Genomic DNA, 12,608 nt, shown 5'->3' with positions numbered 1-12,608 from the left:
AACAGCGACAGTTCACGGCACCGGGCCGGCGCCAGACCTGCCGACGAAATCGTCGAGATCGATGCGACGGGCCATGTGCCAGGAGTCGTCGTTGCGAAACGGTGTGGTCAGGACCACCCGCCCTTGGGCATTGCGGTACCAGGTGCTCATTCCCTTGTGGCTCCAGATCATCCGGTCGTGCGCCGCCTGCACGCGCTCGTTGAACGCCAGGCAGAGATCCGGTTTCACCATGATCTCGAAGTCGGCGCCATACCGCGCGATGGCTTTCTGGATGATTCCCAGGATGTAGTTCACCTGCGTCTCGATCGCGGCCACCACGCTGCCTCCATGGCCCAGCCCGGTATTCGGCCCGGAGAGCACGAAGAAGTTGGGAAACTCGGGGACCGTCATGCCCATGTAGGCCTCGGGACCACGGCGGGCCCACGCGTCACGGATCGACAACCCGTTCTTTCCATAGAGTTCGAACGAGGCGAGCATGTTGACGGCGTCGAAGCCCGTCGCGATCACCAGGATATCGACGGGAAAACGCTCGCCGGCCGTCGACACGACGGTGTCGCCCTCGACTTCGGCGGCGCCGTCGGTCACCAGGTGCACGTTGTCGCGCCGCAGTGTCCGATACCACCCGTTGTCCAGCAGCATGCGCTTTCCGAACGGCGGGTAGTCGGGCAGTACGCGGGCCAGCAGATCCTGCCGCGGCCCGAGTTCGGCCTTGACGTACTCGGTGAAGTATTCGCGGTGCTTGTCGTTTTGTGCGTTGATCGCACGATCCTGATGGGGCCAGGACGGATCCACCTGAAGCGAGGAATGAACGCGGTCATTGAAGATCCACGCCAGTCGTTGCCTGTACCACTGCTGGTAAAAAGGAAGCTCGGCCAGAAGAAATCGTTTGCCGGCGCCGATGGGCATCCGGAATTTCTCGAATGGCGCCGCCCACTGCTTCGAACGCTGGAAGACGGTCAGTGCGCCGACCTGCGGCGCGATGGCCGGGACGATCTGCATCGCCGTAGCACCGTTGCCGATCACCGCGACCCGTTTGCCCGCAAGGTCGACGCCTTCCGGCCAGCGCGCGGTGTGGAAGCATGGCCCCTTGAAATCACTCAGGCCCTTGATGGGCGGCAGTTTCGGCGTGTTCAGATAGCCGACCGCGCCGATCAGCACGTTGGCTTGCAGCTGTTCGGTCTGGTCGCCCTCTTCCATCGTGACTTGCCAGCGCGCGGACGCTTCGTCGTAGCGAGCGCTCTGCACCTTGGTGCCGAAACGGATGCTGTTCAAGACACCATGCTCGCGGGCGACCCGTTCCAGGTAGGCCTGGATTTCATGCTGGAGCGCGAAATGCATGCTCCAGTCGTTGTTGGCAAACGAGAAGGAGTAGATGTGGCTCGGTGTGTCGACGCCACATCCCGGATAGCGGTTCTCGTGCCAGGTCCCGCCCAGGTTGGAGTTCTTCTCGATGACGACGTAGCGGATGCCCGCGCGCTGCAGCCGGATCGCCGCGCACAGGCCGGCAATGCCGGCGCCGATGATCACGACCAGGAAGTCCGATGGCACATCGACAGCGTCAGGCTGGTCGAGGGCGAAGGCCTTGTCCAGACCGAGGCCGGCAGCGACGATGGCCCCGTAGCCGTCGGGAATCCTTTCTCCGGTACTCTGCCGCATCATCTGCGTCAGCAGATCCTCGTCCGGCGCTGGCAGCACCGGGGCGGCTCCGCCTTTCCAGGCCAGGATGGCCTTCGCCGCCGCGGCGCGGATCTCGCTGCGTGTGGCTTCATCGAGGCCGCCCGAGTCCAGTTCATCAAGACCCGGCGCCCGGGCGCAACGGAAGCGCTCCGACAGCCATTGCATGTCCCCCGTGAGGTGAAGCAGCATCATCAACAGCGTCGGGATATTGGCGTCAGGCAGCGCCTCCCTCAGCTTGCGCTCCCAGCTGCCAGCGGTGTTCGATCGATCGTCGCTCATGGAATCCTTCACTTGAGATCCGATGCGCTTGAGCGCCGAGCTACTTCTGGGCTTCCGAGATCATCTTCCAGCGGCCATCCCGCACCTGTGCGATGCGGACATCGCGCAAGCCCAGATGATCGTTCGGCTTGAACTGGATGGTCGGAACGCCGAACAAATCGCCGCCGGTGTAGCTGAAGGTGTCCAGCACCTTGCCCAGCGAGTCGGCCGTGAGGTTCTTTCCGGCCTTCTCGGCAGCGCGTACGAACAGATCCGCCTTCAGGTAGCCGATGGTCGAAAACGGCGAAGGGTCGGCATTGAATCGTTCCTTGTAGGACTTGATCCAGGCTGCCAGCTGAGGCGTCGCGCCTTCCGCATACGGATGTGGAAAGTTCACCGTCGCGTAGAGACCATCCACCACCGCGCCGCCCAACTGGTGCAGGGTCGCGGAATACGCCGAAGCCGTGACCATGAAGCCGGGCTTCCAGTCCAGCTTGCGCGCCTCGCTCATGATGCCGATGGTTTCCCGGGTGGAGCCACCGATCACGATCAGGTCGCAGCCAGCATTCTTGACTCGAGCCACCTGTGAAGAAAAGTCGGTCGATCCACGGCGGAACGAGACTTTCTCGCAGAGCGGAAGACCCAGTTCCTTCGTGATCGAAGTCAGGCCCGCGATCACGTCCTTGCCGAAGTCGTCGTCCTGGTAGATGACGCCCACGTTCTTGTAGTTGCCGGCCTTGACAAGGTAGCGAACGCCAATCACGACCTGCCCCTCGTAGGGCATGTCGATCGAGAACTTGTAAGGGCTGAGTGGCTCGTAGGTGACCGGCACGGGGGCGGCCGGAAAGAGGCTCGGCACGTTCTTCTCGAGCGCCATCGGAATCGTGGCCACGGCAATCGAGGAGCCGAGCGTATTGATCAGCGCGAACACGTCGTCCTTGTCGAGCAGCTTGCGCGCGGCGAGCACGCCTTTCTTGGTATCCCAGCCCGAGTCCTCGACGATCAGCCGGACCTTGCGGCCGTTCACGCCGCCCGCGGCATTGACCTCGTCGAAACGCATCTGCATGCCATGGCGAAAGTGTTCCCCCAACATGGCCACGGGCCCCGAGAGGTCCTGGATCGAGCCGACCACGATCTCGGCGTCGGTCACGCCCCCGGCCTGGCCAGCACCCGGCAGCATCATCACGGCAGCCAGCGCGATCGGCATCCAATTCATTCTGACGAACAGCTTCATGAAAAGTCTCCTTCTTGGTTATTGACGTAGGGATTGGCGTTGACTCGGGCCCGGTGCTAGATCGCCTCAGCCAGACCCCTGCCGTACATCGTCTCGATCAGAGGCAGGTACTTCTGATTGACGAGCTTTCGCTTGAGCTTCATCGTCGGGGTGAGCTCTTCGTCCTCGACACCGAGCTTGCGATCGATCAACTTGAACTTCTTGATCTGCTCGACGCGAGCGAATCGGCCATTGACCTCGGTGATCACGCTCTGGATCAGCGCGTGAATCTCGGGCGTGCGGCAAAGGCTCGCATAGTCCGAGAATGCGATGCCTTGGGCCTGCGCGTATTTCTCGATGTTCTCGTGGTCGATCATGACCAGGCACACGAGGTAGGGTCGCCGGTCGCCGATCACGACCGCGTCGGAGATGTAGGGTGAGAACTTCAATTCGTTCTCGATCTCCGATGGCGTGATGTTCTTTCCACCCGCGGTAATGATGATGTCCTTCAGGCGGTCCTTGATGCGCAGATAGCCATCGGCGTCCAGCTCGCCGACGTCGCCCGTGTGCAGCCATCCATTCGACAGCGCTGCCTGCGTGGCCTCGGCCTGGTTCAGATAGCCCGCAAAAACGTTGGGGCCCCGAGCCAGTATCTCGCCGTGTTCCGACAGCCGGATCTCGCAGCCGGGAATCACCGTGCCCACGGTGCCCAGCCTGGCGGCGCCCAAGGGGTTCGCGGTCAGGATGCCGCTGCATTCCGTCTGCCCATAGAGCTCGATCACTTCGATCCCCAGGGCGCTGTACCACTCCAGCAAGCGGACCGAGATCGGCGCGGCGGCGGAACAGAGCACGCGACAACGCTGCAAACCGATCGCAAGCCGGATATTCCGCAGCACCGCCCGGCTCATGACGCCGTGAGCGATGCGCAGCCACAGGGGGGCGCTGCTGTGTGACAGGCGATGCGCCGCCATCCGCGCGCCCAGCCGGATCGCCCAGCCATAGGCACGCCGCTGGAATGGCGTGGCTTCGCTCAAGCGAATCTGGATCGCGGAGTAGAACTTCTCCCAGGTGCGCGGCACACCGAAGATCATCGTCGGCTGGATCTCCCTGATGTTCTCCGCCACGGCGTCGGGGTTCTCGACGAAGTTCACGACGGTGCCGGACAGCAACGAGGCCATCAGTCCCCCAATGCGCTCGGCGACATGGCACAGCGGCAGATAGCCCATGCGTTCGTCGCCCGCATGTTGCTTCAACACCTTGCTTGCGATGGCGTCCATCGCAAACAACACGTTGCGGTGGGTCAGCATCGCGCCCTTGGGCCGTCCGGTCGTTCCGGAGGTATAGACCACGATCGCGGTGTCCGAGGCATGTGTCTGCTGCGAACGCCGGGTCCAGTCGTCCGGCCTCTGCGCGGCGGCATCGCGGCCCAACCGGATGAACTGTTCCCATTCCATCACCATCGGATCCGCGAATTCGCTCAGGTGCTCGGTATCGAAGACGACGATGCGGCGCAGGCCAGGCAGGCGATCTCGCACGGACAAGACCTTGTCCAGTTGCTCGTCGTTCTCGACGAAGACATGGACCGCACCGCAGTCCTGCAGCAGGTATTCCACCTGCTCGGAGGAGTCCGTCGGGTAGACGCCCGTGCTGACACCTCCCGCGGTCAGGATCCCGAGGTCTGCGAATGCCCATTCGCGCCGGGTGTTGGACAGCACGGCGGCGGTCTCGCCAAGCTCGAAGCCGAGATGCATGAGGCCCATCGCCACATGGCAGACGGCCTGGCCCAGATCGGCCCAGGTGCTCTCTTCCCAGATGCCCAGGACCTTCTGCCGAAAGACGACTTCGTTCGCACGCCGTTCGACCCATTGGTGAAACAGGCCGGCGATGGTCTCGTCCTGCCCTGACGTCGGGGTGTTGAGATTGTTCATGTCGTCAGTTCCAGGTCTTGCGCCGCTTCCAGCGTTGCTCGCCGCGCACACCATCGGCCTTGATCCCGAGGTAGTACTCCTTGACGTCAGGGTGGTTTCCCAGCATCTCGCTCGTCCCCTCCAGCACGATGCGGCCCACCTCCATGACGTAGGCATAGCTGGCGGTTCGCAATGCGATCCGGGCGTTCTGCTCGACCAGGAGGATTGTCGTTCCGTGTTCGCGGTTGATACGCGTGATGATGGAGAAGATCTCTTCCGTCAACCGTGGCGAAAGACCCAGGCTGGGCTCGTCGAGCAGCAGGAGCCGCGGCCGGATCAGCAGGGAGCGGGCGATCGCCAGCATCTGCTGCTGCCCCCCGGAAAGCTGGCCCGCCAGATGCCCGGCACGTTGACGCAGCTCCGGAAAGTAGCCGTACGCGGACTCGATGTCCGCGCCGACGTCGGCATCCGACCGGATATAGGCACCCAGTCGAAGGTTCTCGTGGACCGTGAGCAAGGGAAATACCTCGCGCCCCTCGGGCGCGTGCGCGACGCCGGCGTGGACGATCCGTTCCGGCGACAAGCCATCGACACGCTCGCCGGCCACCTGGATGCTTCCCTTCGTGGGCTTCAGGACACCGGAGATGGACTTCAGTATCGATGTCTTTCCGGCGCCATTGGCACCGAGCAGGGCGACGATCACGCCTTGCGGCACTTCGAGCGACACGCCCCGGATCGCGGTGACCGGCCCATAGGCCGCTTCGATGTTGCGCAAGGCGAGCATGGGGGTAGCGCTCACGACTGGACTCCCAGGTAGGCTTCGATCACCAGCGGGTGCGACTGCACTTCCTGCACACTGCCCTCGGCCATCACGCTGCCTTCGTTCAATGCCAGGACACGATCGGATACCTGACTCACCAGGCTCATGTCGTGTTCGATCATGAGTACCGTGATGCCGAAGCGGCGCTTGATATCAAGGATCCAGTAGCCGATGTCTTCGCTTTCCTCGGCGTTCAGCCCCGACGAGGGCTCGTCCAGCAGCAGCAGCCTTGGCTGGCTGCACAGCGCGCGGCCGAGCTCGATCACCTTGCGCACGCCGTACGGCAAGGCGCCGACCTGGGTGTCGCGGTAGCGATGCAGGTCCAGAAAATCGATCACCTCCTCCACCGCTCGGCGACTCTCCAGCTCGACCTCCCACATGGCCTTGCCGAACCATGATTCGGCAAGGAAGCCACGCTGCCGGAATCGATGCCTGCCGACCAGCAGGTTCTCGAGCACGCTCGCGTGATCGAACAGTTCGAGGTTCTGGAAGGTCCTGGCAATGCCCAGCCGGGCGACGCGGTGCGCCGGCACCGCGGTGAAGTCGACGCCGTCGATGAACATGCGACCGGCAGTGGGGGCGTAGATCCTGCTGAACAGGTTGAACAAGGTGGTCTTGCCGGCGCCGTTGGGGCCGATGATGCAGAAGATCTGGGCCGGCTCCACACTGAAGCTCACGTCCTTCACCGCCACCAGTCCCCCGAACTGCACCTTCAGGTGCTCCGCGCGAAGCAAGGTCATTGCAGACGCTCCGTGCGCAGAAAGTGGCGTTCGCGCGTGAACACGGAGGCCGGGCAAAGCGGGAACAGCTCCAGGTAGGTGCGAAGCTTGAGCCATCGTCCGTACAGGCCTTTGGGCTCGACCAGGACGAAGAACAGGATCACCAGTCCGAATACGATCGGCTGCAGGCCGGTCTGCTGAGCGACGAAAGCCGGGAGGTGATCCTTGAGGATCGCAATGGCCTGAGGCAATGCGATCACGAAGGCTGCGCCAAGAACCGCGCCCTGCATCCACACCACGCCGCCGATCACCACCATCATCAACAGTTCGATCGACAGACTCAGGCCGAACTGCTCCGGGCTGAGATAGGTCATCATGTGGGCATACAGCGCGCCTCCCAGTCCCGCCATYAGCGCCGAGAGGGCGAAGGCGAAAGTCTTGAACAGTGCGACGTTCACGCCCATCGACTGCGCCGAGACTTCCGAATCCCGTATCGCCTTGAGCGCACGGCCAGTGGGGCTGCGCAACACATTGAGGACCACCAGCATGCAAAGAACGAGGACCGCGAGGCACAGGTAGTAGAAAGCTGCGCCGGTGATCGCAACGCCCCCCAGCGTCGCATTGGGCACGGCCAGGCCGCTGCTGCCGCCCGTCACGGTCTCCCAATGGGAGATCAGGATCTCGACAATGAATCCGAACGAGAACGTGGCGATGGCCAGGTAGAGGCCTCGCAAGCGCAGTGCCGGAAATCCGATCACCAGGCCCAGCACGGCGGCAATCCCACCCGAGAGCGCCAGCGAAAGCAGCAGAGGCACACCCCGCGCCAGAAGCACGGCCTGCGCATAGGCGCCCGCTGCGACAAAGGCCGCATGGCCCAGCGAGACCAGGCCCGTCACGCCCGTCAGCACGACGAGGCCGATGCCGATCAGGCTGTAGATGAGGATGAAGGTCAGTTGCGCGACGGCATAGCTCGGCAAGACCATGGGTGCGAACAGCATTCCCACGAGCAGCAGGCCGTACCAGAACACCTGGTCGCCACGCTTGAGCAGGCGGATATCGATGCGATAGTTCTTCTTGAAGTCGTAATGCACGGCTAGACCTTCTTCCGAATCTGGGCTGAAAACAGACCTGCGGGCCGCAGCATCAGCACCAGCAGGACCAGGACATGGGGCGCCGCGTCCTTGAATCCTTCGGGCAGATAGAGCCCCGCCAGCGACTCGCACAGACCCAGAATCAAGCCGCCCGCGACTGCGCCAGGAATGCTCCCGAATCCGCCGATCACAGCCGCGGGAATCGCCATGACGCCCACGCTGCCCATGTTGATATGGACGAAGGTGATTGGCGCCATCAGTATCCCGGCTACCGCGGCAAGCCCCCCGCTCAGCGCCCACACCTTGGCGTTGGTCTTCGATACCGGGATGCCGATGTAGTACGCCGCCAATTGGTTTTGCGAAGTCGCCCGCATGGCCAGGCCGAGCTTGGCGGTGCGGAAGAAGTAGAACAGCGCGATGCACAAGGTTGCCGTCGAACACACGATGACAATGTGCTCGATGGAAATCCGCGATCGCAACAGATCTACCAACTCGCCCTGATAGGGGACACGCAAGTGGTGGGTGTCGGTGCCCCAGCCGGGCACGGCCGAGGCCAGGCCACGCGCGATCATGCCGATCGCCAGTGTGACCATGACCACGGAGATGGTGGACTCCCCCTCGATGGGCCGCAGGATGAAGCGCTCGACGGCAGCCCCCAGGAGGGCCGTCCCCATCACCGCGACCAGCCCGCTGACGACGAGGGGCCAATGCCACAGCTCGGCCATCGTGTAGGCAAAGTACGCACCGATCATCATCAGCTCGCCCTGGGCGAAATTGACGGTTTCGGTCGCCTTGTAGATCAGTACAAAGCCCAGGGCGATCAAACCGTACACACAACCCACGGCCAATCCACTGATGATGATCTGCATGCCTTTGGTTCCTGCTGATGCTGCGTCGATGCATGTGGCGGCGGAGACCGCCGCCACGGTGCCTACTTGTAGATGTCGGGCTTCACCTCGGGCCCACCCTGGCTGTAGTCCTTGAAAGGACCGTCGCGCATTGCGACTGCCGCGCCCACGCCCTTCTCCTCGGCCACCTGGACAAACTCCGCCGCTTCGCGGGTATTGCGCATGACGATGTCGAAGACCGGGCCAATGAGGGAAGACTCCTGCACGCCCATGCGGTCGTAGACATGGTTGGTGATGTACTTCATGGCCGCAAGCTGGGTCACGGGAATGTTGGCCAACTCGTTCACGTACTCCCAGACCTTCGCGTCCAGCTCCTCGATCGGATAGGAGAAGTTGATGAGCCCGACTTCCTCGGCCTCCTTGCCCGACAGCGAACGGCCCGTGAGTGCATAGTGCTTGGCCTTGGCAAGGCCCAGCCGATACACCCACATGTTGGTCAGGTTGCAACCCCAGACACGGGCGTAAGGAGTGCCGAAACGCGCGTCTTCGGAGGCGAACACGATGTCGCCCAGCAGCGCGTACTCGGATCCTCCACCCACGCACCAGCCGTGCACTTTCACGACGACCGGTTTCGGGCTCTTCCAGATCGACATGAACTTCTGGGTGGGCGCCACCCAGGGATTGAGCGCCGTCAGCATATCGACCCCGGCGTCGTATTCCCCAGCTTTGTAGGGAATGCCGTACCCCTCCATGTGCTCCAGGCCACCGGAGAAATCGAAACCGCCGCAAAAGGTCTTGCCAGCGCCTTGCAGCAAGATGACGCGCACGTCCGCATCCTTGTTGGCCGCGCCGAATGCCTGCTCGATCTCGTCAGGCATGGGATGGCGGATGGTGTTGTACTTTTCCGGACGGTTCAGCGTGATGACGGCAACACGCCCCTTCTTCTCGTAGAGGATGGTTTCGAAGTTCATGAGGACGACCTTTCTGTCGGTTGACTGGGATGGAATTCAGACGAACTCTCGGCGGGCACGCCGCTTCGGTCTGGAGTCGTATACTAGTCAGTATCTTTAGATTCAGCATAGTAGAAACCACTAAGCGAGAGAATCTGCGGCGCGTCAGTCCGTGCGACCTTTGGTGCTCGGCGCCTTGCAAGATGAGGACAAACACAGCGATGGAACGAACACCCAACAAGCGAACGACCGCCACCAACTCAGCCAGCAAAGCCAGACAAAGGGTCTTGGCAGATCCGTCGGGCATGAAGGCCGAGGTCGCGGCGATCAAGCGCGAACGAATTCTCGAGACGGCCACTCAGCTGTTCCTGCGCCATGGCTATCACGGCTGCACGATGGACGCGATTGCGCAGGCCATCGGCGTCACCAAGCCATTCATCTACTACCAGTTCCGCGACAAGAGCGAGATCCTTGCAGCGATCTGCAGTCACGGTGCGGAGCTTTCACTGTCCGCGTTGGATCAGGCCGAAGCGCTGCACGACACCGCCACAGAGCGCATGCGGTGGTTCTGCTTTCGGCTGGCGCAAGTGGTCGTCGATCGAGGCCACTATCTGGCGGTGTACCTGCGCGAAACCGCCAGTCTCAGCGAGGCGGATCGAAAGACGATCCTGAAGATGCGAGTGGAGATCGATGAGCGGATCACACGGTTGGTCACCCTGGGCGTGGAATCCGGAGAGTTCGAAGTAGCGGATGCCGCCGTCGCGGCACGCGCGATCACCGTCATGATCTCCAACAGCTTTCAGTGGCATCGCAAGGATCGCTCAGACGCGACCGATGCGTTCTCCACCATCTTGTCGGACATCGCGATGCGAACGCTGCTGCCTTCGCCGAAGGGCGCACCGGCGTCGAAGGCTGCCAGCAATCAGACGACTTGATGGACGTGCAGCCTTGGTCCGAGGCCTTGTCGTTCCACGCGCTCCTGCATCCGTCTTGCCGGGCGGCATCGCGGATGCAGGCGTGATTCATGGGTTCTCTTGATCCAGAAGAAGCGAGAGATCTGCCACTTCGAAGCCATGGCCCGAGGATTCGGCCAGTTCCCGCAGATCGCGCTCGAGCTGCGCGCGGTCTTGCTGGCGAGCCCAGAACACCGGCCCGCCGACCCAGCGTGGGAAGCCGTACCCCTGCACCATCGCGACGTCGATGTCGCTGGCGCGGCTGGCCACGCCTTCGTGCAGCAGCCACGCGGTTTCGTTGATCATGGCCAGCATGGCGCGACGCTGGATCTCTTCGGCCTGCAGCGGCCGGCGGCGCAGACCACGCCGCTTCGAAGCCTGCTCGACGATGCCGCGCACCACCGCATCGCTGACGCGCGGCCCGGGCTTGCCGTCGGGGTGCTGGTAGTAGCCGGCACCGGTCTTGCGGCCATGGCGGCCGAGCTCGCACAGCTGGTCGAGTATGTCCACGTAGCGTGTGCGCGGGTCGCGGGTGGCGGCCTGCGACTTGCGCATGCGCCAGGGGATGTCCAGGCCCGCCAGATCGGCCACCGAGAAGGGTCCCATCGCAAAGCCGAAGGCCTCCAGCGCGTCGTCGACCTGCTCCGGCCAGGCGCCGTCCTCCAGCATGAATTCGCACTGTTGGCGGTAGACGTTGTAGATGCGATTGCCGACGAAGCCGAACGCATTGCCGCACAGGATGGGCATCTTCCCCAATCGCTTTCCCAGGGCGAGGCCGGTGGCCAGCACGTCGGCGCCGGTCCGGGCGCCGCGCACGACCTCGAGCAATTTCATGACGTTGGCCGGGCTGAAGAAGTGCAGGCCCAGCACGTCCGCCGGGCGGCTGGTGGCGCTGGCGATGGCATCCACATCCAGATAGGAGGTGTTGGTGGCCAGCACGGCGCCCGGCCGGGCGTGGGCGTCGATCGTGCGGAAGACCTCCTGCTTGATGGCCATCTCCTCGAACACCGCCTCGATCACCAGATCGGCCTGCGCCAGCCGTTGCCAGTCCAGGCTGTCGGACAGGCGCTGGAGGCAGGCATCGGCGCGCTCGCCCGGCATCTTGCCGGCCGCCACGCGCTCACGGTAGTGGGTGCGGATGCGCTCCATGCCGCGTTGCAGTGCCGCGGCATCCCGCTCCAGCAACAACACGTCGAGTCCCGCGTCGAGCACGCTGATCGCGATGCCGGCACCCATGGTGCCGGCGCCGATCACGGCCACGACCTGCACCGGGCGTGCCTGGGTCTTGAGGTGTGCCGGTGTCTTCAAGGCCTCCCGCTCGGAGAAGAACTGGTGGCGCAGACCGAAGGCGTCGGGTGTCAGCCGCAGCTCCTGGAAGTAGCGACGTTCCTCGGCCAGGCCTTCGAGCTTGGGCAGACGGGCTGCGTTCTTGATCGATTCGATGGCAGCGAGCACCGCCGGGCGTCGCTTGCCGGCGCGCAGCGCCGCGTTCTCGGCCGCCTGCACGACCGCCGCGTCTTCGAGCGGCATGGGTTCGTCCAGCAGGTCCCTCTTGGCCGTCAGGCCTTGCGCCATGGCGATCGCGCGCTCGAGCAGGCCGTCCTGCACCACCTCGTCCACCAGGCCGAGCGCCAAGGCCCGCTGCGCGTTGAAACGCTCGCCGCTGCAGATCATGCCCATGGCCCGCGCCAGGCCCACACGCCGCGCCAGACGCTGCGTGCCGCCGGCCGCCGGCAGGATGCCCAGGGTCACCTCAGGCAGGCCCAGCATGCTGCCGGCCACGGCCACGCGGGCGTCGCAGCCCAGCGCCAGCTCGAAGCCGCCGCCGAGCGCAACGCCGTGCACGGCGGCGACGATGGGCTTGCTGCAGGCGGCAATGGCATCGACCACCAGCGCCAGCGACGGCGCCAACGAGGTCGGCGCGCCAAACTCGCGGATGTCGGCCCCCGCCACAAAAGTGGCGCCGCCGCCGATCAGAACGCCCGCCCGCAGCGAGTCGTCCGCTTCCAGTTCCGCCAGAGCCTGCGTCAGTGCGGAACGCACGGCCCAGGACGTCGCATTGACTGGCGGGTTGTCGATCGTCATCACCAGGATCTGGCCGATCCGCTCGGTGCCGACGGGGCTGCTGACTGTTTCGTTCATGTTCATCCTTTGTCTCGGGTGGGTTCGCAC

Annotated in this window: 10 protein-coding genes; 1 reads left to right on the top strand and 9 read right to left on the bottom strand. The window is 63.8% G+C overall.

Annotated elements, in window-relative coordinates; translation table 11 throughout:
* Positions 1-12: 12 nt before the first annotated feature.
* The 8 genes from AC1D2O_RS04605 to AC1D2O_RS04570 all read right to left on the bottom strand — a co-directional run bounded on the left by AC1D2O_RS04605 (position 13) and on the right by AC1D2O_RS04570 (position 9,540).
* Complete coding sequence (locus AC1D2O_RS04605; protein WP_478089659.1) at positions 13-1,956, bottom strand: flavin-containing monooxygenase; 1,944 nt, start codon at positions 1,954-1,956, stop codon at positions 13-15.
* A gap of 40 nt (positions 1,957-1,996) precedes the next feature.
* Entirely contained in the window at positions 1,997-3,169 is a 1,173-nt protein-coding gene (locus tag AC1D2O_RS04600) for an ABC transporter substrate-binding protein (protein ID WP_478089658.1), read from the bottom strand.
* Positions 3,170-3,225: 56 nt separating this feature from the next.
* The gene (locus tag AC1D2O_RS04595) at positions 3,226-5,076 is read right to left on the bottom strand and encodes an AMP-dependent synthetase/ligase (protein ID WP_478156323.1); all 1,851 of its coding nucleotides are present in this window, start codon (positions 5,074-5,076) and stop codon (positions 3,226-3,228) included.
* Positions 5,077-5,080: 4 nt separating this feature from the next.
* On the bottom strand, positions 5,081-5,839 hold the full coding sequence (locus tag AC1D2O_RS04590; protein WP_478089665.1) for an ABC transporter ATP-binding protein: 759 nt from the start codon (positions 5,837-5,839) through the stop codon (positions 5,081-5,083).
* 11 nt (positions 5,840-5,850) lie between these two features.
* Positions 5,851-6,615 carry an ABC transporter ATP-binding protein gene (locus AC1D2O_RS04585; protein WP_478089656.1) on the bottom strand — a complete coding sequence of 255 codons (765 nt, stop codon included), beginning with the start codon at positions 6,613-6,615 and terminating at the stop codon, positions 5,851-5,853.
* Positions 6,612-7,685: a branched-chain amino acid ABC transporter permease gene (locus AC1D2O_RS04580; protein ID WP_478156322.1), complete on the bottom strand. Its 1,074-nt coding sequence runs from the start codon at positions 7,683-7,685 to the stop codon at positions 6,612-6,614. Before AC1D2O_RS04580 ends, AC1D2O_RS04585 begins: the two co-directional genes overlap by 4 nt.
* 2 nt (positions 7,686-7,687) lie before the next feature.
* Complete coding sequence (locus AC1D2O_RS04575) at positions 7,688-8,554, bottom strand: branched-chain amino acid ABC transporter permease (protein WP_478156320.1); 867 nt, start codon at positions 8,552-8,554, stop codon at positions 7,688-7,690.
* Between the two features lie 62 nt (positions 8,555-8,616).
* Entirely contained in the window at positions 8,617-9,540 is a 924-nt protein-coding gene (locus AC1D2O_RS04570; protein ID WP_478156441.1) for a crotonase/enoyl-CoA hydratase family protein, read from the bottom strand.
* 164 nt (positions 9,541-9,704) lie between these two features.
* Here AC1D2O_RS04570 and AC1D2O_RS04565 point away from each other — a divergent pair, with 164 nt between their 5' ends.
* Positions 9,705-10,418, top strand: coding sequence for a TetR/AcrR family transcriptional regulator (locus tag AC1D2O_RS04565; protein ID WP_478090160.1), 714 nt, complete (start codon positions 9,705-9,707; stop codon positions 10,416-10,418).
* Positions 10,419-10,505: 87 nt separating this feature from the next.
* Here AC1D2O_RS04565 and AC1D2O_RS04560 read toward each other — a convergent pair whose 3' ends face one another.
* Positions 10,506-12,578 carry a 3-hydroxyacyl-CoA dehydrogenase NAD-binding domain-containing protein gene (locus tag AC1D2O_RS04560; protein ID WP_478090159.1) on the bottom strand — a complete coding sequence of 691 codons (2,073 nt, stop codon included), beginning with the start codon at positions 12,576-12,578 and terminating at the stop codon, positions 10,506-10,508.
* Between the last annotated feature and the right edge of the window lie 30 nt (positions 12,579-12,608).

It is taken from the genome of Variovorax sp. P1_G12 (genome assembly GCF_056405555.1).
Note: the sequence above shows the minus strand (reverse complement) of the source record. Positions and strands in the feature narration are given on the sequence as shown.

What these genes read in the sequence shown, in the direction of transcription:
- AC1D2O_RS04605 (WP_478089659.1), bottom strand. Translation starts at nt 1,956, where the DNA reads ATGAGCGACGATCGATCGAACACCGCTGGCAGCTGGGAGCGCAAGCTG.
- AC1D2O_RS04600 (WP_478089658.1), bottom strand. Translation starts at nt 3,169, where the DNA reads ATGAAGCTGTTCGTCAGAATGAATTGGATGCCGATCGCGCTGGCTGCC.
- AC1D2O_RS04595 (WP_478156323.1), bottom strand. Translation starts at nt 5,076, where the DNA reads ATGAACAATCTCAACACCCCGACGTCAGGGCAGGACGAGACCATCGCC.
- AC1D2O_RS04590 (WP_478089665.1), bottom strand. Translation starts at nt 5,839, where the DNA reads ATGCTCGCCTTGCGCAACATCGAAGCGGCCTATGGGCCGGTCACCGCG.
- AC1D2O_RS04585 (WP_478089656.1), bottom strand. Translation starts at nt 6,615, where the DNA reads ATGACCTTGCTTCGCGCGGAGCACCTGAAGGTGCAGTTCGGGGGACTG.
- AC1D2O_RS04575 (WP_478156320.1), bottom strand. Translation starts at nt 8,554, where the DNA reads ATGCAGATCATCATCAGTGGATTGGCCGTGGGTTGTGTGTACGGTTTG.
- AC1D2O_RS04565 (WP_478090160.1), top strand. Translation starts at nt 9,705, where the DNA reads ATGGAACGAACACCCAACAAGCGAACGACCGCCACCAACTCAGCCAGC.
- AC1D2O_RS04560 (WP_478090159.1), bottom strand. Translation starts at nt 12,578, where the DNA reads ATGAACGAAACAGTCAGCAGCCCCGTCGGCACCGAGCGGATCGGCCAG.